The 24,907-nt window shown below is 39.1% G+C and carries 24 protein-coding genes, 2 pseudogenes and 1 riboswitch; of the genes and pseudogenes, 9 read left to right on the top strand and 17 right to left on the bottom strand.

Annotated features, from left to right (window positions below; translation table 11 throughout):
- Window positions 1-34: 34 nt before the first annotated feature.
- Together MKX49_RS00295 and MKX49_RS00290 are read left to right on the top strand one after the other, a co-directional pair.
- Window positions 35-1,111 (top strand): annotated as a pseudogene (locus MKX49_RS00295) (flavin-containing monooxygenase).
- Window positions 1,112-1,160: 49 nt separating this feature from the next.
- A complete protein-coding gene (locus MKX49_RS00290; protein ID WP_095395529.1) occupies window positions 1,161-1,487 on the top strand; it encodes an ArsR/SmtB family transcription factor in 327 nt (108 codons plus the stop codon).
- Here the strand turns inward: MKX49_RS00290 and MKX49_RS00285 are convergent.
- The 5 genes from MKX49_RS00285 to MKX49_RS00265 form a co-directional block, all read right to left on the bottom strand.
- A complete protein-coding gene (locus tag MKX49_RS00285) occupies window positions 1,481-2,410 on the bottom strand; it encodes a cation diffusion facilitator family transporter (RefSeq protein WP_340874168.1) in 930 nt (309 codons plus the stop codon). The two genes, MKX49_RS00290 and MKX49_RS00285, sit on opposite strands and share 7 nt — an antisense overlap.
- A 158-nt stretch (window positions 2,411-2,568) precedes the next feature.
- Complete coding sequence (locus MKX49_RS00280) at window positions 2,569-2,802, bottom strand: flagellin (protein ID WP_340874167.1); 234 nt, start codon at window positions 2,800-2,802, stop codon at window positions 2,569-2,571.
- 415 nt (window positions 2,803-3,217) lie between these two features.
- Entirely contained in the window at window positions 3,218-3,352 is a 135-nt protein-coding gene (locus MKX49_RS00275; protein WP_340874166.1) for a hypothetical protein, read from the bottom strand.
- Window positions 3,353-3,609: 257 nt separating this feature from the next.
- Window positions 3,610-4,464, bottom strand: a complete 855-nt coding sequence (locus tag MKX49_RS00270) for a cytochrome c oxidase assembly protein (protein ID WP_340874165.1) — start codon at window positions 4,462-4,464, stop codon at window positions 3,610-3,612.
- 448 nt (window positions 4,465-4,912) lie between these two features.
- Window positions 4,913-6,265 carry an alkaline phosphatase gene (locus MKX49_RS00265; RefSeq protein WP_340874164.1) on the bottom strand — a complete coding sequence of 451 codons (1,353 nt, stop codon included), beginning with the start codon at window positions 6,263-6,265 and terminating at the stop codon, window positions 4,913-4,915.
- A gap of 215 nt (window positions 6,266-6,480) precedes the next feature.
- Between MKX49_RS00265 and MKX49_RS00260 the strand changes: the two genes are divergently transcribed.
- The 3 genes from MKX49_RS00260 (at window position 6,481) to MKX49_RS00250 (ending at window position 8,505) form a co-directional block, all read left to right on the top strand.
- Entirely contained in the window at window positions 6,481-6,666 is a 186-nt protein-coding gene (locus MKX49_RS00260) for a hypothetical protein (protein ID WP_340874163.1), read from the top strand.
- A 573-nt stretch (window positions 6,667-7,239) separates the two neighbouring features.
- A complete protein-coding gene (resA, locus tag MKX49_RS00255; RefSeq protein ID WP_340874162.1) occupies window positions 7,240-7,767 on the top strand; it encodes a thiol-disulfide oxidoreductase ResA in 528 nt (175 codons plus the stop codon).
- Window positions 7,768-7,797: 30 nt separating this feature from the next.
- Entirely contained in the window at window positions 7,798-8,505 is a 708-nt protein-coding gene (locus tag MKX49_RS00250; protein ID WP_340874161.1) for a cytochrome c biogenesis CcdA family protein, read from the top strand.
- A gap of 800 nt (window positions 8,506-9,305) precedes the next feature.
- On the opposite strand, the gene MKX49_RS00245 is transcribed toward MKX49_RS00250, so the two are convergent.
- The 3 genes from MKX49_RS00245 to MKX49_RS00235 all read right to left on the bottom strand — a co-directional run bounded on the left by MKX49_RS00245 (window position 9,306) and on the right by MKX49_RS00235 (window position 11,991).
- Window positions 9,306-9,620 carry a hypothetical protein gene (locus MKX49_RS00245; RefSeq protein WP_048684972.1) on the bottom strand — a complete coding sequence of 105 codons (315 nt, stop codon included), beginning with the start codon at window positions 9,618-9,620 and terminating at the stop codon, window positions 9,306-9,308.
- A gap of 264 nt (window positions 9,621-9,884) precedes the next feature.
- Complete coding sequence (locus MKX49_RS00240; RefSeq protein WP_318292569.1) at window positions 9,885-11,120, bottom strand: S1C family serine protease; 1,236 nt, start codon at window positions 11,118-11,120, stop codon at window positions 9,885-9,887.
- Between the two features lie 190 nt (window positions 11,121-11,310).
- Window positions 11,311-11,991 carry a hypothetical protein gene (locus tag MKX49_RS00235; RefSeq protein WP_340874160.1) on the bottom strand — a complete coding sequence of 227 codons (681 nt, stop codon included), beginning with the start codon at window positions 11,989-11,991 and terminating at the stop codon, window positions 11,311-11,313.
- 189 nt (window positions 11,992-12,180) lie between these two features.
- On the opposite strand from MKX49_RS00235, the gene MKX49_RS00230 reads away from it, so the two are divergent.
- On the top strand, window positions 12,181-12,537 hold the full coding sequence (locus MKX49_RS00230; protein ID WP_048684962.1) for a hypothetical protein: 357 nt from the start codon (window positions 12,181-12,183) through the stop codon (window positions 12,535-12,537).
- Window positions 12,538-12,646: 109 nt separating this feature from the next.
- Here the strand turns inward: MKX49_RS00230 and MKX49_RS00225 are convergent, their stop codons facing one another.
- Complete coding sequence (locus MKX49_RS00225; RefSeq protein WP_072272349.1) at window positions 12,647-13,099, bottom strand: helix-turn-helix domain-containing protein; 453 nt, start codon at window positions 13,097-13,099, stop codon at window positions 12,647-12,649.
- Between the two features lie 402 nt (window positions 13,100-13,501).
- Here MKX49_RS00225 and MKX49_RS28325 point away from each other — a divergent pair, with 402 nt between their 5' ends.
- Window positions 13,502-13,606: an IS3 family transposase gene (locus MKX49_RS28325; RefSeq protein WP_445670150.1), complete on the top strand. Its 105-nt coding sequence runs from the start codon at window positions 13,502-13,504 to the stop codon at window positions 13,604-13,606.
- A 143-nt stretch (window positions 13,607-13,749) separates the two neighbouring features.
- On the opposite strand, the gene MKX49_RS00220 is transcribed toward MKX49_RS28325, so the two are convergent.
- Together MKX49_RS00220 and MKX49_RS00215 are read right to left on the bottom strand one after the other, a co-directional pair.
- Complete coding sequence (locus tag MKX49_RS00220) at window positions 13,750-14,733, bottom strand: ketoacyl-ACP synthase III (protein ID WP_063595309.1); 984 nt, start codon at window positions 14,731-14,733, stop codon at window positions 13,750-13,752.
- 284 nt (window positions 14,734-15,017) lie between these two features.
- Entirely contained in the window at window positions 15,018-15,368 is a 351-nt protein-coding gene (locus MKX49_RS00215) for a winged helix-turn-helix transcriptional regulator (protein ID WP_034305903.1), read from the bottom strand.
- A 125-nt stretch (window positions 15,369-15,493) separates the two neighbouring features.
- Between MKX49_RS00215 and MKX49_RS00210 the strand changes: the two genes are divergently transcribed.
- Window positions 15,494-16,117: a nitroreductase family protein gene (locus MKX49_RS00210; protein ID WP_048685545.1), complete on the top strand. Its 624-nt coding sequence runs from the start codon at window positions 15,494-15,496 to the stop codon at window positions 16,115-16,117.
- A gap of 82 nt (window positions 16,118-16,199) precedes the next feature.
- Here MKX49_RS00210 and MKX49_RS00205 read toward each other — a convergent pair.
- A pseudogene (locus MKX49_RS00205) lies at window positions 16,200-16,543 on the bottom strand (ABC transporter permease); the annotation flags it as partial.
- Window positions 16,544-16,896: 353 nt separating this feature from the next.
- On the opposite strand from MKX49_RS00205, the gene MKX49_RS00200 reads away from it, so the two are divergent.
- On the top strand, window positions 16,897-17,427 hold the full coding sequence (locus MKX49_RS00200) for an NAD(P)H-dependent oxidoreductase (RefSeq protein WP_063595312.1): 531 nt from the start codon (window positions 16,897-16,899) through the stop codon (window positions 17,425-17,427).
- A 71-nt stretch (window positions 17,428-17,498) separates the two neighbouring features.
- Here the strand turns inward: MKX49_RS00200 and MKX49_RS00195 are convergent, their stop codons facing one another.
- The 5 genes from MKX49_RS00195 to MKX49_RS00175 all read right to left on the bottom strand — a co-directional run bounded on the left by MKX49_RS00195 (window position 17,499) and on the right by MKX49_RS00175 (window position 24,878).
- Complete coding sequence (locus tag MKX49_RS00195; protein WP_034305910.1) at window positions 17,499-17,858, bottom strand: winged helix-turn-helix transcriptional regulator; 360 nt, start codon at window positions 17,856-17,858, stop codon at window positions 17,499-17,501.
- Window positions 17,859-18,143: 285 nt separating this feature from the next.
- Window positions 18,144-19,148, bottom strand: coding sequence for an ABC transporter permease (locus MKX49_RS00190; RefSeq protein ID WP_048685534.1), 1,005 nt, complete (start codon window positions 19,146-19,148; stop codon window positions 18,144-18,146).
- A gap of 1 nt (window position 19,149) precedes the next feature.
- The gene (locus tag MKX49_RS00185) at window positions 19,150-20,652 is read right to left on the bottom strand and encodes a sugar ABC transporter ATP-binding protein (protein WP_340874159.1); all 1,503 of its coding nucleotides are present in this window, start codon (window positions 20,650-20,652) and stop codon (window positions 19,150-19,152) included.
- A gap of 56 nt (window positions 20,653-20,708) precedes the next feature.
- Window positions 20,709-21,821, bottom strand: coding sequence for a sugar ABC transporter substrate-binding protein (locus MKX49_RS00180; protein WP_048685529.1), 1,113 nt, complete (start codon window positions 21,819-21,821; stop codon window positions 20,709-20,711).
- A 115-nt stretch (window positions 21,822-21,936) separates the two neighbouring features.
- A riboswitch (SAM riboswitch) is annotated at window positions 21,937-22,042 on the bottom strand.
- A gap of 94 nt (window positions 22,043-22,136) precedes the next feature.
- Window positions 22,137-24,878, bottom strand: a complete 2,742-nt coding sequence (locus MKX49_RS00175) for a GTPase domain-containing protein (RefSeq protein ID WP_237766582.1) — start codon at window positions 24,876-24,878, stop codon at window positions 22,137-22,139.
- Between the last annotated feature and the right edge of the window lie 29 nt (window positions 24,879-24,907).

Raw genomic sequence — 24,907 nt, 5'->3', positions numbered from 1 at the left:
ATGAATATATGCTCATATTTCAAAATTGAGGTGAATGACTCTGACTATTTTAGATGTAATCGTCGTCGGGGCCGGTCAGGCCGGTCTCTCCATGGGGTATTGGCTTTCAAAGAGCGACCACATGTTTATCATCATTGATGGTGGGATCCGTATCGGGGATACTTGGAGAAAGAGGTATAATTCTCTGACTTTATTTACACCAAGATACCTTAGTTCTCTTCCAGGATTACCCCTAAAGGGACCCCAACAAGGATTTCCCACTAAAGATGAGGTTGCAGAGTACCACCTTGAACAATACGCCATTACTTTTGATTTACCCATCCAAATGGAAACAGAAGTGATGGTTTTGGATAAACAGGACGACAATTTTTTCCTGACGACGACAAAAGGCACATTTCAAGCAAGAAAAGTCATTATCGTGACAAGTCCTTTTCAAACACCTTTCATTCCGGAAATTGCTAGGAATCTTTCACCCCTGGTATTTCAAAATACACTCTTCATCGTATAGGAAACCTTCCCAACTAAGACCTGGGAACGCCGTAGTCGTGGGTGGAGGTAATTCAGGGAGCCAAATCGCAGTCGAACTAACTACCACGAGGCAAGTATATCTCTCGGTAGGGAAAAAACGCGACACCTACCGTTGTCCATTTTAGGAAAAAGTACATTTTGGTGGTTCAACCGACTGGGTTACTGAAGGCGAAAAGGATCCTAGAATTGGGCAAAAACTTAGAAAGGCAGGTGATTCGATTTTCGGTTATGACCTTAAGGAATTTACAAGAGATAGTAAAATAAAAATCCTGCCTCGGACCATTAAATGTGAAGATCAGTCAATTGGGTTTTTGGACTATGAGAATTTAAAAGTCCAGAATTTCATTTGGGCAACTGGCTTTAAGTCTTCTTACAGTTGGATTAAGATTCCTCACGTCTGTGACGAAATGGGTAACCCCATCCAATCCAGGGGTCTAACTAATGTTAAAGGCTTGTATTTTTTAGGTCGGCCTTGGCAGCATAAGCGCGGTCGGCCCTTTTGACAGGAATCGGTGAAGATGCAGAGTATTTAGTAAGGGTTATGCAAAAAAATAAAAAAATCATAGGTATGAGATACCCATGATTTTTTTAATACTTCATTATTGTTATAATCAAAATTGGGAGTTGATCACATGGAAAACCAAAATGATAACCATCCAAATTTAACAGAAAATCTTGATGAGGAAACATTGTTTATCGTGTCGCAAACTTTTAAAGCATTATCAGACCCGACTCGCTTACGCATTCTACACTTACTGTTTCACGGGGAATACTCTGTAAATGACATTGCCGATAAACTATCTTTGCTTCAATCGACCGTATCACATCAGCTTCGCTTTCTTAAGAACTTGCGTTTGGTGAAATTCCGAAGGGAAGGAACCACCCTTTTCTACACGCATGACGATGAACATGTTTTGGATCTCCTGAAACAGGCCATTGAACATGCCAATCATCAATAGTTACAGGTACCATGCGGACTGGCGCATCCCTTATCTGCATTCTCAACCTGGAGCGTACTGTGTTCAAATCCAAATTCATCGTGAAGGACCTTTTGCGCTTGATGGAGTATCGCATCATGGCTTCCATCCCCACCGAAAACGATGTGGCAACTTAACATTGGCATCTCCGAAGTGATGGACCAGATATGCAGGTCATGAACATCTTCAACTTGAGGGATGTCCTTTAGTGTTTCCTTAACTTTTTGTATATCTATCTGTGAAGGGGTACCCTCCATCAGGACATGGAAGGATTCCCTCGTCACCCTCCATCCGCTAATGATGATCAAGATGGCCACAATGATACTGGCAATAGGGTCAGCGATCCCCCATCCAAAGAACATGATTAACAACGCAGCCACTATGGCACCCACTGATCCCAGCATGTCCCCCAGGACATGTAAAAATGCACTCCGCACGTTCAGGTTTGAGTCCTTATCCGCTTTCATTAAGATAGCTGCAGCTATGATGTTCACGATTAACCCTAGAACCGAGATCAATAACATCCCAATGCTTTGCACTTCAGGGGGATCCATCAATCGTTGATACGCTTCATAGAAGATGTAAAGGGAGATGGCAATCAGCGTAATTCCATTTAAGGAAGCCGCAATGATTTCGAACCGTCTATACCCGAATGTATTCGTGGCTGACGCTTTCCTTTCCCCTAACTTGATGGCAGTTAAGCTAAGCCCTAACGCAGCTGCATCACTAAGCATATGGCCTGCATCGGACAGTAAAGCCAAACTGTTCGTCACCAGTCCACCAATTACTTCCACAATCATAAAAATAGTGATGATTATAAATGATAAAAATAATGCTTTTTTATTTCCCGACCCGTGACTATGACCATGTCCGTGACCATGGGAATGTCCGTGATTATGTCCCATCCCAACACACCCTTCCTATATATGAATATATGCTCATATATATATTATGTAATATAAATTCATTTAGTTCAACATTTTTTTACTATTCCCCACATAAGGATTTAAAAAACAAGATCCAGACTTTTTAACTCTCTAGCCGTTATCAGCTAAAGCATAATCTACGTCAAGGATACAGATTCCGCTGCTGTTAAGTTTTCGGAAGATGTTTTCAAGTTGTTTATTGTGTGCACTAAAAGGTTTTGGAATGCACCAAGTTGTGACGGTTGAGCAGAAAAAAAGAATCCATTGTCTAAAACAACTTCAACACCTGCAGAACTTCCCACTTCTTTGCTTGTAATTGAAAGTACTACTGAAGAATCTTGGATATATCGGCGAAATCTTTTATTAAACATAGCTCTAAATTATTATAGTATTGTTAATTACTTAAACAACACTATATGCTGGTTTTCGGCCATGATTGGGATCGTAATATCTTTCTTCTGTAAATTGACCCCTAATGCATTTATCTTTTTAGCAATCAAATATATAAAGATTGGAATCCTCCATGCTTCCCCATGCAGTTCAAGAAAAACAACAAATATATAGGAACATAGGTCTCTTAATATGTGAGTATATCTATCCTTGTTAAATTGACATAAATATTATTTTAATCCTAAAAAAGCCTAAAAGAGTTCCTTCTCTCTTTTAGGCTTTCATAATCTATCGAAACAATAGGGAGATTCAATACAAAAACCAGTTCTAGTACTCCCCCCTTTTGGAATCAGCACTTTGCCCTTGACAATCTCAACTTTTTGTTTTAAATTTCGTTTATTTATTTTCACGCTCAGTATCCAATATGTGAGTTGGAGGCTCTTCCTTATCTAGCATTGAGGTATGATTAATATAAAAGTATGCAATAATGACAAATGCAAAAAGAATTACATAAATCACCCTATTATCCATACTTGTTCCTCCTTACGAACTCTTTTATAAAACTAAATGGAATTTTAGTTTATCATGCGGAACAAGGTTTGTTTAATTTTTTGTATGTATCTTACACTGAAAATCAAATTGATAATATAAAATAAATTAAGCCTAAAAAAGCATGGAAAACCATTCCTTTTTTTTCATCCTATGTATTAAAGAGTCCTGCAAATGGGTTACCTGGAAACGCCAATCATAGTTTGACTGGTCATTACACAGAACACCATCTAAAGGTTTTAGAAGTTATGCATATCTTTTATACGTTCCAGCCTTACTTTATCTTCAAACTCTGTTTTCTTCCTTTCATCTCGGGTCCATTGAAAGAATATACAGAATAGTGCTGTTCCGTATATGACTTCCTGCAAGATTTTCATGACAATGCCACCAGACTGTTGATCATCGAGAAGGGATACCCCTACCCTAGGTGCGTTTAGATATGTTTGATATAAAATCCCCTCCGAAAAGATGATCAGTGCACAAGCTGGGGTAAGTAACATGCCCATTCCAAAAATGTAGCCGATTTTATGCAAGGGCTTCATGCTATTGATAGCAGGATTCGGCGCTATGACCGGCCACCACATAAAAAAGGCGGTGGGCAATAGAATTACTATGGATACATTCATCCAGAGTATACTGGACATGATGGCATCAAATATAAATGGTATATGATAAAAGGAAAAGAGCACATTAAATGTCAAAATTGCAATAATGGGTTTAGTAAAGACCTTCCATGCTTTCCTTAATGGCCATATGCCCAATATCGAGTCGACCATTCTAGTAGGCAGACCGGCCAGTATCAGGGGAGGTACAGCCAGATAGATAATCGATTGCTGCAGCATATGGATGAGAAATAAATAATGCCCCCACATATTCAAAGGGCTCCCCTTTGCAATGAAAAAGAGGAAAATTCCAAACAGAAAGGAAAACTTTTTCAAACGATTCACCGGTCCCATGCCGCTAAACTTACTTAACCGTTTTCGTTTCCCTATAGCAAATAAATAAAGACCCCCTATACATATGAGAAGCAATAGTAAAAAGGGACTCCATCCCATCAAGAAATTAAAATCCATCGTGTGTTTCATTTCTGACATTAGAAAATCCTCTCCTTTCGCTAAAAATATAGTTTTGAGTAATCCAGATGATAGGAAGGAAATGATTCAAGAAATAACCTGACTACCATTAAGATGGAATGTAAGGCTTTCCTTACTATGGCTGTTAATAATTAATTATATGAGTTCACTTCCCTTCTAAAAAATAAGACTTCAAAAATCACGAGTATATGTCACAAGACACTTTATCATTAGGTTGAATATACTTCATTTTACAACAATGGTTGCTTTAATTTCGAAAAATTCATATTTTGCACACAATTAAGTATATTTCTATTTTTTCATGAAGTAAGGTTCTCGTTCGGGCTTGACCAGGGCAACTAATTTATATGAAATCATGTACAAAAAAATTTCCTAATGGACTGGGTATGTAGTTTTAGCAAAAAAAAAGACGAAACCGGGTTTCGTCTTTTTTTATTGCCTTTTGTCTTTAACGCTTGTTACTGTCCTTTAAAATATCAAAAATGATTTTGGCATTGTCAGTATTGTCTATCAGTCCCGAAAAACGTTCTTTACCTGGCCCAAATGCGTAAACCGGTACATCCTCGCCCGTATGTCCACCAGATGTCCAACCAGTAAATGAGCGATTGTTGAAGATTTCTTCAATGGCATCATCCACCTTTTTTGTCGCGACAGCACCTTGAACAGATTTAATTTCTTCCTGCGTCAGTTCAAGGTCGATATATTTCTTCAGTGTTTTCTCTACATCTGCACCTTTTAAAATTTCAGCAGACATAAAGTCTGGCGTGCGCTTAGCTGCTTTGATAGGCTCTGAATCCCAGTTGTAAACTCCGTCACTGCCGACACTAATACCACCAGTAGAGTGATCTGCCGTTGCGACTACTAGCGTATTTCCATCCTTTTTAGCAAACTCGATGGCTGCTTTATATGCTCGCTCGAAGTCATCCATTTCACTCATCGCCGCCACTACATCATTGTCATGCCCTGCCCAGTCAATCTGGCTCCCCTCGACCATCAAGAAGAATCCATCTTTATCCTTCTTTAATTTCTTGATGGCCGTGTTGGTCATTTCCTCTAAGGATGGCATTTCCTTGGTACGGTCGATCGCTTTTGGCATACCGCCTGGGGCAAACAAGCCTAGAAGTTGATCATCCTTATTCTTTAACATGTCTTGCTTATTGGTAACATAGCCAAACCCGTCTTTTTCGAACTCCTTGGTCAGATTCCGGTCTTTACGGTTAAAGTTCGAGGAACCTCCACCCAATAGTACGTCTATTTTATGCTTTCCGTTTATCTTTTCGTCGTAGTAGTCATCTGCGATTGCATCCATGTTTTTGCGATTCTCATCATGGGCACCGAATGCTGCAGGTGTAGCATGGGTGATTTCAGAGGTTGCTACCAAACCTGTTGCTTTACCCTTAATCTTTGCGGTCTCCAAAACGGTTTTTACTTCTGATTTGTCATTATCCACTGCTATGGCCGCATTATACGTTTTTACGCCACCTGACATGGCTGTTGCAGCCGAGGCGGAATCCGTAATGTTTTGACTTTCATCTTCCGGGAAGGTCATTTGACTACCGACTTTATATTTATCAAATGTCGTTCTATCAAAACCTTGTGTATTAGGGTTATCTTTCATATAACGATGGGCTGTAATATAGGATTCACCCATCCCATCACCAATCAGGAAAATCACATTTTTAGGCTGTTTCTCCCCTTTTGCCTGAATTGGGTCTTGTTTAACGCCAACAACCCCACCAATCACCAATGATGATATCACAGCGAAAGGAATCACTTTTTTTGCTATTTTTTTATTCAGCATTGCATTGCCCCCTCAAATTTGTATGCTTTAACTATAGCTCCCTTTTATTTATTTCTCGTATTATAAATGTAAAGGAAAGTAAATTAAGTGTTAATATAGTTAAAATAAATACAGAATTCAAATATCCATTTAATAATATAATACACAAAAATTAATAAATATGAAAAAATGTGCATATAACCATGTAAAGGGGAAAATTAAGGGAGTGATTGAATATGGAATTCCTGTCACAGGCGGGTATGAGTAAGGATGCCATCTATATTATTTCAACTTATTTGGTTTTATCATTATTATCTATACTCGTAATCTATGTATTTAAGAGAAAATCCAATAAAGAAATCCAAAAGTTGGAGGAAAAATATAGGGTTGACTCCGAAGCTAAAGCCAAACAAGACAAATAGACCTGATCCTTTTTGGAGCTGGTCTTTCTTTATTCTGTTATAAGATAGTAAACGTACGGACATTAAAGGTAAAACACATATCAGAAAAGGATTGCAACCGTAAGATGAGCAAATCTGAAATTTTCCGTTAATTCTTTCTACTTTAATAAGAAAGATAACGTTTTTGTTAATAATCCCCGTAGTTTTTCAACTTAATTGGATGTTGTTGTAAAGCATCTATTCAGATTGCCAGGCCATTAGTACAGCATCAGTTATTTTTCCTCCCTTACAATACCGACATGAAAAGGGTGCAAAATAAATTATCCACTTTACAGACCTGGAAAAAATGCACCTAAATAATGAACTCAGAAAGGATTTTTTGTAACCATATTAGGGTTATTCGTAAATGGTTTCACAGCTCCACACTCAAGCCGGATGTATTAGTCTGAACTCTATAAAATTTTGCACACTTTTTAATGGAGACAGTCTTATGCATTTAATCGGTCTATTTTTTTGAATATATCGAACTTTTTAATTAATATTATATCGTACAATCATTATATTATTGATTCGAATGAAAAAGGGAGAGTAAAAATGAAAACTAAAAGATCAAGGTTAATTTTGCGAACTAGTCTTTTACTTATTATGGCTTTAGCAGTGGTCTATGCTCTTTATCTAAATTTCTTTACGGAAAAAATTCGCGTTCAACCAGGTGATCCAGCACCTGACTTTGTACTTGAAAATATGGAAGGTGATAAAGTTCAGCTATCGGAACTCAAAGGAAAAGGTGTTTTCTTGAACTTTTGGGGAACATGGTGTAAACCATGTGAAAAGGAAATGCCCTATATGGAGCGTCAATACAATTATTTCAAAAATCAAGGGGTTGAAATCTTGGCAGTAAATATAGGTGAAAGTGACGTTGCAATCGAAACATTTGCCAAACGGTATGGCCTAACATTTCCAATACTGAAAGATAAGAAAAGTGTTGTTACAGAAACTTATGATATTACCCCTATTCCAACCACTTTTTTAATTGATAAGAACGGCATAGTAACGAAAGTGATAACAGGAAGTATGACAGAAAGAGATATAGCAAATTACATGGAAGAAATAAAACCATAAACATAATAATACTTTTCAGGTGGTTAAATCATGGAACAGCTTAATTTATTTCTTGCATTTGGTGCAGGGTTTTTATCGTTTTTATCCCCATGCTCTCTCCCTTTGTACCCAGCTTTTCTTTCTTATATTACCGGGGTATCTTTAAATGACTTAAAGAAAGAAAAAGGGATTTTCAAAAAGGAAGCTTTTATACATACTATTCTGTTCTTAATAGGGTTTTCCTTAATCTTTTTAGCTTTGGGGCTTTCCACCTCTTTTATAGGAACATTTTTCATGCAGTACCAAGACTTATTAAGGCAACTAGGTGCTGTAATAATGGTGTTTTTTGGTCTAGTTCTAACCGGTATGCTTAAATTTGATTTCTTACTTACCGATAAGAAAATGAACTTTAAAAGGAGGCCTTCAGGATACACTGGGTCTATCTTAATTGGCATAGGTTTTGCTGCAGGGTGGACCCCTTGTACAGGTCCTATACTGGCTGGTGTCATTGCTCTAGGAGTTACAGATCCAGGAAAAGGCATGCTTTATATGCTGTTCTATATTCTGGGTTTTTCAATCCCTTTTCTAATAATGTCATTATTCATTGAGAAGATGCACTTTATTAAGAAGAAAAGTTCTATATTAATGATGCTTGGTGGCATATTAATGATCTTGATGGGAGTATTATTATACTTTAATATGATGACTAAAATCATCTCCCTTCTGACTCAATTGTATGGAGGATTTACAGGTTTTTAATTTTAAACTAATTATTTATCAGAGTTTATTATTTTTGATGCGGATTTAATAGCCTTCATTGAGTCACAAAAAAAGAGTCATGTGCTATTCTTTTTCATTTAGACACTTATCCCAGTGTTATATACCAATAAAGTTGTTTACCTTTAACATCAAATTTTCATTATTCTTCCATTTGAAAATTCGACTTTTTTTAAAAATTTTTATCTCTCTCTTATTCAGTAGGACTCACTTTAACGACAATATAGTTTTTTACTTTTGTTCTTTAAACAAATTTAACTTCAATTAGGATATCTACTTCTTTTATTACAAGTAAGTCAGGGTGTAAACGGAATTTTGGTAAATAAAAAAACACAGAAAGCGTAGCTTTCAAGATATTTTTATAAATTTCACTTTTAACTACAAATAAGGGTACTTACTACTCAAGAACCCCATATAGATACATGCATCCCTTTGCATCTTCAAGTAAAAGTACAAAAAAAACCACAAAAAAAGGACTTTTGAAAAAATGTCCTTTTCTCGTGGATATAGTTCAAAATGTAAAGTTAGAACTTCCTGAATACGGGCAGTTCTTTGGATATCCAAGCACATCGTATGCATTCAATGAAAGGGTTCCTTAAAATATTTTAATACATAACGAGTGCCGTGTATTGTATTAAAATTTAATCGTTACAAATGATATGAAAGCGCATTCAATGAGTGAAATCAAATTGGCTCCCTGATAAACGAATCAGCTAGTTTTGTTCAAACATGTTAGTGAATCTGATGATAGTAAGCCAATTCATTACGCTATATTCTCGGTTTTAGTTACTGAATTCCGTACTTCTTTTTGTATGAGTTTTAGCCTTTGATTTCATTTTTATGATTTTAGTCGTTTCCGGTTCAATTCTTTCACCTTTATGTGTATTCATTACCATTTCTTCTGTCAGGACAAAAAATATACCAACTAGAAAAATGGCAGCTGCACTTAGTGTGATGGCGATTCCAACAACGGTAAATATATAATCCTTATTGTAATCGCTTACAAAAAAACTTAAAGCAAAAATAATAAATCCGATTACACAACCTGTGCCCGATACCCATTTCACTGCATCTAACATCTTCTGATTAGCTTCCATAATTTCATCCCCTTTCTTTCTATTTTATGACATTTCACAAATTTGTCAAATCTTTTCTATTTTTTAACATATTAACGATGAAAACCTTGACAAATAGAAGCCGCTACCATTCACTCTTAGGTATTCAAGACTATATGAAAAATATGAAAAATATGTAAAACAGTGCAAATACACTATCTATTTTTCCGATATTAACCTTTTGTATACTATTAAAAACTTCTAAATAAAAGGCCCCTGATGAATGATCAGGGGCCTTATCTCTTTCTATGGTTTTTGCAAGGTTATCGTTACCGTTTTCTCTTCAGTACCTCGATACACTTTAATTTTTACTTTATCGCCGATTTTCTTATCTGTATATAAGTATTTCCTTAATGCTGCGGCAGTATTTATTTTCGTTCCATCAATATCAACAATGATATCCTGTTGCTTAAGCCCTCCGTTCGCCGCTGCCGAGCCCGCTTCTATACTCGTCACCATTACGCCGGATTCTGCAGCTTCTGGAACATTTTGAATGTAATATTGCGGCAGTTCATCTATACTGGCCAAGCTGACTCCTAAATACGGACGCGTGATTTTTCCATTTTCAATCAGTTCCGTAACAATCGGAATCACATCATTACTTGGTATGGCAAACCCTAAGCCTTCCACACCGTTTTCGGAAATCTTCAGACTGTTTATGCCAATCACTTCCCCAGCGGTGTTGATCAATGCACCGCCGCTATTACCAGGGTTGATCGCTGCATCTGTTTGAAGGACATCAAGTGCCCACTCCCCGTCCGAGGTATCGACTGAAATGGTGCGTCCGGTCGCACTTACGATTCCTTGTGTAACCGATCGTGAAAAATCAAGTCCAAGTGGGTTGCCAATTGCCAATACTTCTTCACCTGGACGCATGCTATCAGAATTCCCGAATTTAATTCCCTCCGGTGCTTTCGAGGAATCAATTGTCAAAACCGCCAAATCCGTCAAAGCATCAGCCCCGACAACAGCTGCCGTTGCCTTTTGTCCGTCATACAATGAAATTTCGACTTCCTTAGCTCCTTCAATAACATGATTGTTCGTGATGATATAGGCTTTCCCATCAGCTTTTTTATAAATGACCCCTGAGCCAGTTCCGCTCTCTACCGTTTCGCTCTCCGTGCTTTGCCGCTGGTACGGGTTCTGGCTTTGCATCTCCTGTAAATTCACGACCCCTACAATCGATTTGGATGCTGATTCGACCATCTCTGCCCTATCATTTGAATCCGTACTTGCCGATAACTTTTCCGCCGTGACACTTTTATCCTTTTCAACACTGTCCGTTTGCTGTATTCCTGCCGTTTCGGTTGACTCATTCACTGAACTTTTCCCTTGATCTATAAAGTCTCCGCCAAATAGAAATACAGACGATGTAACCATAGAAGCAACCGTTCCGGAAACAAGGCTAGTTATCCAGAGAGACTTACCCTTTTTCCGTTCTGCCTTGACTCTGACTTGCTCCTCACCATTATAATTCTCCATCTTTATCCCTCCTATGATTGTCCTTTACTTGCCTCAATCATAAACAGGAAATATTAAAAAATTCTTAAGAAAATAAAGAATTAGGCTACCTTTTAACAAAAATCATAAAATTTTATCGAATCCTGTATGTTTCCGCACCACAAAAAAAAAGGCCACAACAGAGGCCTTCAATTCGACCATTCAGTTATCCTTACATGACTTCATAAACTTCTTTGGTCTCCTTATTCACGCCATACCAGCCCCAAGTGGTTTTGTGGCCGCTTTTCTGACTAGGTTCATCTACCTCGAAAACATGAAAAATATAATCTCCCTTTTCGGCATCATGATCATATTCGATTTGTAAATGTGAAAAGTTTTCCATATCCACGTAATCCTTCACAAGCTTCTCCGCCTGAGATTTACTTAAGGGATGATCCGAATCCTTGCTTCCTTCTTTGCCTTTTGTATCCGTTGCCGCCTCATCTTCTGCCTTGGATCCTTCCTCAGTTGTTTCCTCCGCCGGTTTCGCTTCATCATTTCCCACTACTGCTTCTATCGTGGCTGAGTCTGAAACCGGGTGCATTTCCGCCGCCTTTGAAACCATTTGTTTACCTTCCCGGTATTTTGCTTTATATGCGGTTGCTTCTTCAAAATCTTTTTTGGCCGATTCAAAATCCTGTTCGTCGTATTTCTTCATTCCACTCGCCAGCAAACCGGAAAGATTCATTAACTCCCTTGATTTAGGTGTTTTTCCTTCTTTATAAGCTAATTCAAATGCCTCGTGGGCTTCTAAATAATTTTCCTCATTCAACTGACTTTTCCCTAAATCCATATTGGAGTCATAATTCCTTGTTACGCAGCCTGAAGCAATCAACACAAAAAAAACAACCATGATTGACCTCTTCACTATATCACCACTCCATTTACCATATTATCCTGTAAATCCATCTTAAACCATTTGATAAGGAATCCGATACCTTTATTTCCTATCTTTTTCATTAAGGAAATGTTTACTTTCATGATTAACTTTTTACAAATAGTGGTACAGAATAGATAAACGCTTGAAAGGGTGATGTGCAGAATGATACAGGAAAAACAGACCTACCATGTCGATTTGGTCAGCGGCGACGTACTCGGACAAAAACTTGAAGAGAATCCGAGCTTCACTGTACACGCAACTGATGAGGAACTTGCAGAATTGAAACAATGCTTGGAGGAACACCGGACAGATGACCTGGAGGCATATGCCCGATCACATGTGCCCTACCTTCTCTATCATCATGACCGGGCAAATGATAAATACGATGCAGCCATGAAAAGGCTTTATGCCCTCATTTATAAATTAGGGGATGAAACGGCACGAAATCATATTGAAGAAATTGGCATATTGAAAGATAACAAATTCGAGGGAAATGAAGAAGTGCAAAAGTTCAAATAAGAAATAGGAACAGAACCCGAAATTCAAAGGTTCTGTTCTTTTATGATCAAGTTTACAAAAGGGTTTCATTCCCTTGGGAATCACTATGCATTTTTAGAAGAGAGTATTTTTAATCCACATATTTATCCTTCAAATAATCCGAACCGATGCCGCCAATAACCATCAAAGCTAATGGTAAAAAATTCGATACAACTGGCATGCTTTTTAAAATGGTAATATCGGTGCCAGCAAATTTGTTAAGACCAAAAATAATTAATTTAGACACTAATAAAAATGCTCCTATTACTAACACGATATCAAAAAACATTTTCCTTTTTGGAAATGCTAACTGCTTACTTTCCCGTATTATTTTTTCTTTCAATTCCTCGTCACTCCTTAATAATTCATCTACCGTAATCTGAAATAAATCACTCAGATTAATGAGTACCTCAATACTTGGGTAATTTTTTCCTGTTTCCCATTTGGACACAGATTGGCGACTCACATGAATCTTCTCTGCAAGATCATTTTGTGACCAATTTCTTTTTTCCCGTTCTTTTTTTAATCGTTCGCTAAAAATCATAATGAGTTCATCGCCTTTCCTTCTCCTAGTATTGTGAGATGAATCGTGCAAAGTAAAGATAGTAATGAGCGCAATACTATGCAACCTATGAGTGACACCGAGGAATACCTTGATATATCAGGGTTTTCCGTTTAATTTTATGAAACTGCTGCAGAAAGAAAAAACATGAAAACTTCCAGTTGATTTCAGAAATCCGCTCCCTTTCCGCCGACTGTCTGCCAAGCCTCCTCGGCGCAAGCGCCTCCGGAGTCTCGGCTAGACAGTTATTCGGCAGGAGTGTCGCAAATTTCTTCAATCTAATGAGGGTTTCATAAAACAATAAAACATTAATAAGTATAACCTATTTAGTTTTAAAATCATGGTTCGGGATGTACCCACTCTAGAACCCTTTGATCTGACCCAATAAAGTTAGAATATATCCATTATTACAATCATCAGCTGTTCATAGTAAAATTAAAAGGCATGAGCCCGGTAGATAAACCGGGTTCATGCCCTCTAAATGCCTAACATTTTGGGTACACTTCAGTTCAAAGGTTCTGTTTTTGAAAAAGGATGTTGGGACATACCTCTGGAGAGTCATACCATAAGAAGGAAGCCAATCGGAGGCCTTCTTAAAGTGCAAACTAAATTATTAGTTGTAGAAAATAGCTTTATAGGGTCCAATCGATAAGCAATCCAGCTTGAGCTAGTCCACCGCCGAAACCATATAATAAAACCTTCTCACCACCACGGAGCTTCCCTTCTTTTATCCCTATTTCCAAAGATAATGGAATTGTTGCTGAAGAAGTATTTCCATACTCCACTAGGCTATATAAAGTTCGTTCGATTGGAAAGCCGCTTCTTTCACATATTGACTCGATCATTCTTAAATTTGCACTATGCGGCACGAACCAATCAACATCATTCAATTGATATTCAGCATTTTTCATCACAGTTTGCATTCCTTTTGGAACGGTCGTGACAGCCCATTTATAAACCTCACGTCCATTTTGTACAAGGTTGCCGCTATCATTTAAGTCTTCACCATTTATGCGTGTCGATAGGTTTGTACTATATAAATGTTTTCCGCCTTCACCCTCCGAATATAAATGTGAAGAAAGAAAACTTGGCTGTTTTTCATCATATTCTACAAGAACTGCTCCTCCGCCATCTCCAAATAAAATACAAGTGGCTCGATCTTCATAGTCCATAAGTTTTGATAAAGTATCCGCTCCAATAACTAGGATTTTCTTATTTAATCCCGATGTTACTAATCCATTAGCTACATGCAGCCCATAAGTAAATCCTGCACAGGCAGCGTTTAAATCAATAGCTCCAGTATTCTTAATGCCTAGCTTTGCTTGGACTAAAGATGCTACACTTGGAGTGTTGAAATCAGGAGTAAAGGTACAGACAATGATCATATCAACATCTTCGACAGATTTATCATACCGTTCCATTAAATCCTTTACAGCTTTATAACCGATATCACTAGTAAACTCCTCTTCATGTGCAATTCTTCGTTCTTTAATACCGGTACGTTTAACAATCCATTCATCATTGGTTTCAACCATTTTTTCTAAGTCTTTATTTGTTAACCTTTTTTCAGGAACATACGAACCTATCGCAGTAATACGTGCTTTGGATTTGAACATAGAATAGCCACCTCGTGTGTATGAATTGCATCATTTTATAACTTGATATTAACACCTGGTACTAATTATAAAGCAAAAAAAATCTTATGCAACTAACCGTTACATTAAAAAAGAGCGGGGCGGGGCAAAGCAGCTTTAAAGTAAAGCACCTGTTAGTTTAATACAATCTTTAGAGAGAATGCCAAAAGTCATCTTCAAGACATTTCCTCTAATAATATTAAATTCTGCTTGCCTTACTGAACTTGTCAAAAAAATCAACACTCCTTAGTTGAAGCAGATCTTACTTATTTATGATGACGACAGATTTGATCTTGCCTTTCGAGGTTTTGTTCGACTGCATATGTAGTGCCCCATTCACACATTGTATTTAATACAGGTACAAATGATTGACCTAACTCAGTTAAACTATATTCTACTTTTGGTGGTACTACTTTATATACTTCTCTTCGGACAAGCCCATCTCTTTCCAGCTGCTTTAATTGGTCGGTCAAGACTTTCTGGGTTATGGCCGGTATTAGAATATAAAACTCTTTTGTCCTCATTGGTTTTTGACTCAGAAAAAAGAGAATTAAGCATTTCCACTTTCCTCCTACAGTATTCATGAAAATATTTATTCCCGTATTTAGACTCTTCATTCCTCATTCCTCCTGAATAGGCACATAAAGGTGGCTATGCCACTTTATTGTGCGTTATTTTCTTCTACATCATGGGTCCATTATACTCTGATTATAAAGCAAATATAACATTGGGAGTGAACACGATGAGTGTAAGAGAGACTATAGAAAAAAGACGTTCCGTAAGGCAGTATGATCCCCATTATAAAATTAGTCCAGAAACGTTGGCGACACTTATTGAAGGAGCCAGTAAATCGCCTAACGGAAACAATATTCAAGCAACACGATACCTGGTTATAGATGAACCATATTTAAAGAATTTGTTACTGCCCATCGCTTTTAATCAACAACAGGTAATTGAAGCCTCAGTACTGGTTGTTATACTAGGTGATTATCAAGCATTTGAAAAAGAAAATATCATAATGATACATGAGGATGAATTTCAAAAAGGTTATTTTGACGCATCAGTAAGAGATTATCTAACAAACGCGGCAATCAATTATTATCTAAATAAATCAAAAGAAGATTTAAAGGTTGAATTAATAAGAGACGCAAGCCTGGCGTCAATGTCGTTAGTTTTATTGGCGAACGAGGCAGGTCTTGAAACCATTACAATGTCCGGGTATGATTCCGAACAATTAAAGTCAGCCTTAAACATTTCCGATAGGTATTTAGATGTTATGCTTATTGCCATGGGGAAAGGAATGAAAGAAGGTCACAAAACAGTAAGACACGATGTTAACAAAGTCATTTATAAAAACAAAATATAGTGAGTGTATTGGAAAGAGGGTTAAAAAGAACCCTCTTCCTCTTTCTTCTTAATCTTTCGTAAAACTTTAGTGTTTTAGCTAGCTTGTAGTAGGTTACCGCGAGCGCGAGCGCAAGGGCAAGAACTGTTCCTTTGACGATATCCATCGCATAATACGGAACGGACATCCATGATCAGCCCATTTTGAAGGATTCCGATCAGGACTGCACCGATGAAGGTTTCAAAGGCATTCGGTTTTCCCGCTCCTAAAACGGAGGAACCCAATGAAGGCTGCCGCGACGGTATTAATAGCGGAATCCTGAATTGATTTCCGATTTCATGCCCCTTAAAGCAAGGACAATTCCCCCGATTGCAGCAAATAAAGCTGAAATAGATAGATATTAACTGATATCCCGGAAAGTCTAGCCGCTTCCTTATTTCCCCCAATCTAAAAAGGAATCAATCACATCTCTTACAAATTCCCATTCCAGGCGCTTTTGTTTAAAGCCTTCTTCACCCACTGATGTAAGTCTGTAATATTTTCTTCACGAACAATTTTTGGCTAATTCAAAGCCGTACATATCCCTCCTATGTAAAAGTGACAGGATGAGCGGGTCTATCTGACCTTTTAAGTTTCCCTTATTAACATCTTCCTCATATTGGAATTTACAGATTGTTTTTTTAGTTATACCTGATTTAACACTCTCCTTTAGGTAAGTACCTATACTAAAAGTGCATACTTACGTACTTGCAGAGTGCAATTTATACTTAAAATAAATAATAATTAAGGAGGAGAAATCTTTGAAAACTCTTGTTATCGTAGCACACCCCAGTCTAGAAACATCCCTCATAAATAAGCGATGGGTAGAAGCGCTAAGGAAATATCCGGAAAAGTATACAGTACACGAATTGTATAAGGTTTACCCTGACGGAAACATTAATGCGGAAAAAGAACAGCAATTAATCGAATCGCATAGTAATCTTGTTTTACAGTTCCCTTTTTATTGGTTTAATTGTCCGCCTCTCCTAAAAAGATGGCTTGACGATGTTTTTACTTATGGTTGGGCTTATGGTTCAAATGGAGGGGATAAATTAAAGAATCGCAAAGCTGCTTTAGCTGTATCTGCCGGAATTAACAAAGAGGATTATAGTGAAGAAGGAAGATATCGCTATACACTTGAACATTTATTATCTCCCTTTGAAACTACCTTCCTTTACTGCAATGCAGATTATCGTTCATTCTTTGCGTTTTATGGTGCTGAAAATGAGCCATCCGTGAGCGAATTGGAAAAAAGCGCACAAGATTATTTGAATTTTGTCGATAACCTTTAATAGGCAGTTCATTAAAGAAGTATTTCCTTGTCAGGGAAATACTTCTTTTGATTTAATCAAAATAGCTACACCTACTGCTGTTTAGTCTCCTGAACTGGCAAACTGTTTTTCTCTCCCCACTCGCACATCATATTTAACAATGGGATGAGAGATAGACCACGTTCAGATAATGAATATTCTACTTTTGGAGGTATTTGGGGAAATTCCTTGCGTATGATAAGGCCGTCTGCCTCCAACTCTTTTAACATGATGCTTAGCGTTTTAAAGGAAATGGTACCGATACTTCGCTTCAGCTGATTATGACGCATGACCTTATTTTCAGACAGCCAATACATTATGATCATTTTATATTTGCCGCCTATCAAGGACAGCGTATATCCAAAGCCAGTTTCATTCGGTTTCACACCTGCCGGAACACAGGTTTCGCGCATAAGTCTACACTCTCCTTTAGATAAGTATATGATATGAATGTTCATACTTTACAATAGATCATTATCAATCTTATTAAAAGGTAAATAAGGTTCCTATAAAAATTACAATTGCGGTCAATCTTTATACTCCAACAATGAGGGTTCAAAAAGTGCTCCTGCCACCATTTTAGCGTAAGTAAAATGATGACGATCTCCTTAACCCATCCCTTTTTAAAAAGGAAAAATCCTGTTGCATTACAACAGGATTTTTTTTGGATTTTTGTAGAGTAACGCAACGAATACATTTTAATGTTTTTGCTTGTAATAGGTTACCGCGAGCGCAAGGGCCAGCACTGTTCCTTTGACGATATCCATCGCGTAATACGGAACGGACATCATGATCAGCCCATTTTGAAGGATTCCGATCAGGACTGCACCGATGAAGGTTCCAAAGGCATTCGGTTTTCCCGCTCCTAAAACGGAGGAACCAATGAAGGCTGCTGCAACGGCATCCATTAAATAGGGGGATCCTGAATTGATTTCCGATGTCATGACCCTTGAAGCAAGGACAATTCCCCCGATTGCAGCAAATAGAGCTGAAATCAGATAGGCAAGTATTTTGTATTTATTAACCGATATCCCGGAAAGTCTCGCTGCTTCCTTATTCCCCCCAATAATGTACATATAACGACCGTGCTTCGTATAAGTCAAAAAGATATGGGTCGCTATCACAATGACGGCCATGATCAGGATTATCCATGGTACTTGGCCAATTTTGGCGAAAAACGGGCTGATCAGTCCTGTTGCGAATGTCCCGTCGGGCATGACCATATTTTGCGAAACCGTGGCCCCTTTTGTATAAGTAAGGGCAATTCCCTGAATAATGAACATGGTAGCCAATGTCATCAGCATGTCGGGAATTCTTAATTTAACGATCATGAATGAATTCAAAGCCCCTACGAAAAGTGAGGCACCGACCGCAGCTAATATGGCGATGAATGTATCCTGGGAAAACCAGACAAACATCGAGATGACGATGGCATTGGCCAATGATGCGACGGAGCCCACGGAAAGGTCGAAGCCATCCACGGTCAGTGATATCGTAATGCCGATCGCAATAATGGTCACGATTGAAATGGAACGCAGGATGTTTATCAGGTTAGACGTTTGGATGAAAGATGGATTGGATACGGCGAAAATTCCAATCAGAATGATAATCGTCAATATTGTGCCGTATTTATAGAAAAAGTCGAATAGTTCCACCTTTTTCTTCGCTTTCGCTGTCTGTGTAACAGGAATGGGTATGCTCATCCTATTTACCTCCTGTTGAATAGAATAGTAGTTCTTCTTCATTCGTTTTGCTTGTTTCTAATTCGATGACAGTGCTCCCGTCATATAACACATAGGTCCGGTTCGTAATGCCAATGATTTCGGAAACCTCGGAGGATGCATAAATGATCGCTTTTCCATTCCTTGCAAGCTTTGCAATCAATTCGAATATATCCTTCTTGGCTCCGACATCGACCCCTTTCGTTGGTTCATCGAATATGTATACATCCGCATCTGCCATAAGCCATTTTCCAATGGCAACTTTTTGCTGGTTACCACCGGATAGGTTTTCGACCTTCACTTCCCCTGAAGGAGTTTTAATGCCGAGAATTGCGATTATTTCCTTCGCCTTTTCCTTTTCCGCCTTACGATCGACGACACTGAATGTTTTGCAGAATTTGCCGAGACTGGCTGCAGTCAAGTTTGCCGAGACTGATTCCTGTACAAGGACCCCTTCTTTCCTGCGTTCCTCAGGTACAAGTGCCAGCCCGCTTTTTACTGCTTCATGCGGTGATTTCAGAGAAAGCTTTCGACCATTCAGGATGACTTCACCCGCTGTGATGGACGTATGACCGAAAAGGGTTTTACACAGCTCCGTTTTCCCAGCCCCGACCAACCCAGCCAAGCCGATTATCTCTCCTGCTTTAATATTCAAACTGACATTCTTAACTTTCTCGGCATCTGACAATCCGTTCACTTCCAGAATTACGTCTCCAATCGAAGCATTCACTTCAGGAAACTGTTCATCCATGGTTTTCCCGAGCATGTTCTCTACCACTTCGGTACGGGTTATGTCCTCGATTTTTCGACAAGTGACACGCTCCCCATTCCTCATGATCGTAATTTCCTCACAGATTTCAAAAATCTCAGGCAGACAATGTGAAATGAAAATGATTGCCACGCCTTTTTGCTTTAACTCATTTACAATTCGAAAAAGTTCCGTCGTCTCCGTATGACTTAACGGAGCAGTTGGCTCGTCGAGAATCAGGAATTTGCATTCTGTCGAAACGGCTCTTGCTATCAGGACCATCTGTTTTTCAGCCAAGGTAAGGTCTCTAACCAGCTTTTTCGAAGGGACATGAATTTTCATATCTTCAAGAATAGAAGTGGCTTTGTTGTGCAGTTCTTTCCATTGTACCCTTTGTTTTTTTCCCATGTTTTGGACCATATCATTCAACATTACATTTTCCCCAACTGTTAAATAAGGGATGAGGGCGGTATCCACTTCCTGATAAACTATTTGAATGCCCTGTCCCTGAGCAGCTTTTGGCGAGCGGATATCCCACTTCATCCCATCAATAAAAATGTCACCTGAATAATGAACATGGGCTCCCGATAAAACTTTCATTAACGTCGATTTCCCTGCTCCGTTTGCACCGACCAATGCGTGGGCTGTTCCTGATTGTACGGAAAAATCAACATCACTCAGCGCCTTCACCCCCGGAAATTCAATCGAAATCTTCTTCATTTCTAGTTGCTTGCCCATGTCCATTCCCCCTTATAGAACAGACACTCCCTTCGCTGGAAAGAGAGTGTCTCTTTTTATTTTTTATAATGATCTTTCAAAACCTTCATCCAATCTTCTTCAAATTCCGTCGATACCCCCCAGCCATCGACAATATCAGACAGGTTTGCCATGTTTACCGCTTCTTTTGAAGCTTGGATTTGCTTTTGCGAAATAAGTGATGCCTCCAAATCATATGTTTGCGGCGTTTCTTCGCCAGCTAATTTTTTAGCCAATATCCTCATATTCACTGCACCGATCAACTTGGGATCGACTGCTGCCGTGTAGGACCATGAGCTATCAGCCGATTGGATCTCCTGGAGATCTGCGTTCGAAACATCAATTCCATATATCTTTACTTCATCGCGGCCCGCTTCTTTAATCGCCCGGGCTGCACCGATAGCAAAGGCATCCCATGTTGCGAAAATGGCATCCAATTTACCTTTAGGGTATTTATTCAGCATTGCGGCTACAGCATTTTGTGTCTGCACCGAAGTATCAGCGGATGCCACTCCGAATCTTTCGACTTCTTTAATCCCAGGATTTTCTTTTAATTTTTCCTGATAGACTGCATTTCTTCTTACCATTGGAGGAAAACCATCCACCCAAAGATATGCAATTGCCGCTTCACCTTTCTGTTCTTTTATCAGTTTATCGAAAGCCAGTGTTGCCAGCGCTTCATCATCTTGTGAAGTTAATGTCACGCCCTCTATTTTAGATAGATCGCTTATTGAATCGAATGTGACAACGCTTTTACCTGCATCAACCAACTTCTGAACGTCATTTACAGTTGCGGCATCATCACCATGTGAAATGATATAGCCGTCGTAATCTTCCTCCAAAGCCTGTGCTATCGCATCATGGAATTTAGCCGTATCACCATTGGCTGTGTACGTATCCACTTGAAACCCCAGTGCTTCTCCTTCTTCTTTCGCCCCCGCCAGGTATTGGGCAGTATGATCATCACCGCCAATTTTACGGATCACCTTGATTTTGGCTCCATCGCCATCAGCAAATCTCTCCGGGACATTTTCAAATGATACTTTTTCTTCTTTCTTCGATTCTGTGGAACTCTGCCCTGCAGAGCAACCCGTTAAAAGCAAAGCCGAAGCGATGGCAGAAATGAATATCCCTTTAATAGACCTTCTCATCTTGTTTCCCTCCATGTTTTCTCATTAGTCTTATCAGTTAAGTCGGTGTAAATCCCAAAATAAAAACCTCTCTAATATAGAGAGGTTTAATCGGCTGTTTTGCAGACTTTTCCCTCTCTTATCTGTCAAAACATTTCTGTTTTGCAGGATTTAGCACCAATTCCTAATGGAACGGTTGCTGGGCATCTTAGGGCCAGTCCCTCCGCCACTCTTGATAAGAGATATATTGTGTTACGTTTTCGTAATTATCACTTTATAGGGATATAGTCGTAAAGTCAATAGATTTTTGAATATTTGAAATGTTTCCCGTTATTTTTATTTTCTTTGAAGCTGGGCTAGACGCTTTTTCTCGATTTTTTCAAGCCTCTCCAACTGCCTTAATTTCACTTCGAACAACGTGATCGGATCACGGTAAACCTCAGGATTTTCTTTCATATGCTCCAATGCAGCCTGGTAGTCTTTTATTTCAGTCTGCGTCTGCTCTATCGTTTTTTGAAGTAAGGCAAATGAACTGCGATAGAAAAGTGAGATGTCCCGATCCAATGATTTTTCAAACAATCCAAATTGGGTTAGAAAACGTTCCGTGATCATTTCGGCAACATCCAGGTAATCTTCACTTTCCAGGTATTTCTTGTAACGATTGTACATATTGGCCTTATTTTGCGGTATCGCCCCAAATAGCTTCCCTGCTCCTTTAAGCAGCAATTGTGATGGAGTCCTGCGCAAAAGGATATTAACGTTTTCGATGCGGATACTGCTTGTCATCCGGTCGGCATCACGACGCCAGTCATCCAACACCCTGAAGTCACCTGCCAGTGTAATCCGTTCTTCTTTGTATAATTCATTGAATCCGGCACTCATCTCATCCATGAACTGCTGGCTTTGTGAGAACTCCATTTGGGAACTGGCAATCCAGTCTTGAAGAGAACGGTAATATTGAGGCATGATCTTGTCAGAAATGAAGTTTTGAATCCGCTCATTCATTTCCTGGTTTAACTGTACATGGACCTGACTGAAATCACTGCTTTCCGTTAACGATTTAGAGCAATCCCTCAGTAATTCAGGAATTTTTGAATAAAGCTGACTTTTCACTTCGTCCTTAAGCGAACGATACGACCTTATGATATTTTCACTTTTTTCTTTTTCCAGATCAGCCAGTTGATTGACCGCTCCATTCAGTTTGACTTCCATCTGCTCATTCCACGAGATGGAATGCTCGCATTTCCGCTCATTGGCTGTCCGTTTTTCTAATAGATAAGATAAAGTTTTACGAATGAATGCCAGGATTTTTTCAGATCTTCTTTCCTTCCAATTATCATCTTGATAATTCGATTGAAGGAAGGCTGAAAGGTCCTTCAATTGCTGCCTGCTGTCATAATGTTTGGAGAAAGCGAACACTTTCGCATTCGGGAAATATGCATTCACTTTATCCCATGTTTCGTCTTCCATCCGGACTGCGACCTGATCACTGTATATCGTATCCATTTTATTTAATAGGAAATGGATCGGCAGTTTCGGAGCCATCATTTGAATTTCCAATAACAGATCCCTTTCGCTGCCCGTGAAAGGAGCCCGGGCGTCAAGAACGAACATCAGGCCATCACTGCCATGTAAATAGCCTTGGAAATCGGATTCCACGCTTTGTTCCCCATTGAACCCCGGTGTATCCAATAACCGCAGATGATTATTTCTTAGGTAGTCACTGATGATTGTCACATCGACAATAGTCCCGCGCTGACGGCGTGTTTCATCCAAATCAGTTAGCTCCTCGACAACTTTGCTATCTGTATCGGTAATTTCAAGGATTTCCAAATCATCCCCATCTTTGACACTGACTAGGGAAGAATGGTCCTCAGCAGCAATGCTCTCGCCAACGATTGACTGAATAAAGGATGTCTTGCCATTTCCTGTACTTCCTGCAAGAAGGAGATTGAAATTCCTGGTATCCTTAAGCCCCTCCACCATCCATTTAAGCTTATTGCCAACCCTTAAATCATTATCTTCAGCCCACTGGATAATGGAATTGAACAGTTTCTCTCCCGCTTCCAGTCCGCCTCCCAATTTAGGCGATTTCGAAAGCAGGCTCTCTGCATCCTGAATGACCAGCGCATTGACCGTATCCGGGAAGATTTCATTCCAGGACAACGTGGATGCCGCCGCAAACAGCGAAAGCTCCCCGTCTGCGATTTTGAGCCAGTTTTCCAGCAACCTTGGCACGACAGGACTTAATTCTTTGATTAGATGCGTTCCTTCTAACAGACCTGCATACGCATCCCTGTAATAGACGGAAAGCTCATCCCATACATCCGCATGGTTCAATTCGATGGTATCTATCAAATTATTAATCACTCTTAACCATTCGAAATAAGAATCCGTATATTTATAATTTTTCCAAAGGGCAACCGTCATTTTCTCGAAACGTTCCTGGTCGAGTGTGTATAGCGAACCAAGGACAGTTGAGAAATAATCCGGCTCCATCGATTGGGCAACACCCTGCTGGATATACGTTTTCAGCACATCGAACCAGCCCATTGACTCTGTACGGATACTTTCATTCGCCGCTAATACCACCGCACTGTTCCAATCCTTTTGCTCTTCAAAAAAGGCGCGTGCGATTTCCGTGACATTCGGGTAGTCCGGTTGAAACTCGACTGCTTCTTTCACGACTTTGGAAGCCAAATCATTTCTCGATTCCACTATGTACAGGGAAAACAGCTGCAAAAGAACTTCTGTTTTCAAGACAGCTTCATCCGTATCGACGGATTTATAGATATCCTCTGCGGTTGAATACATTTCCAATTCAAAATACGCATCAGCGATGTTTTTCTTCGCCCATGAACCAAGTTCCCCTTCTATGTTTTCCCATTTAAAAATGGCTGCTTCATAGTCATGGTGCTGAAAATATACCTCTCCTTGAGCAAATCTAATTGCGGTTAAATCGGATCTTTCCTTTTTTTGTTCCACGAGAAACATTTCACCCAAAGCTTGAATGGGGTGCTTCCTTGTATCCTCAAGCATCGTTTCATAATATTTTTTTCCGATCAGACGTTCGTCCATCTTTATTCCTCCGATATATTTCATATTTT

The organism is Peribacillus sp. FSL M8-0224 (assembly GCF_038003055.1).
Lineage (GTDB): Bacteria > Bacillota > Bacilli > Bacillales > DSM-1321 > Peribacillus > Peribacillus frigoritolerans.
Note: the sequence above shows the minus strand (reverse complement) of the source record. Positions and strands in the feature narration are given on the sequence as shown.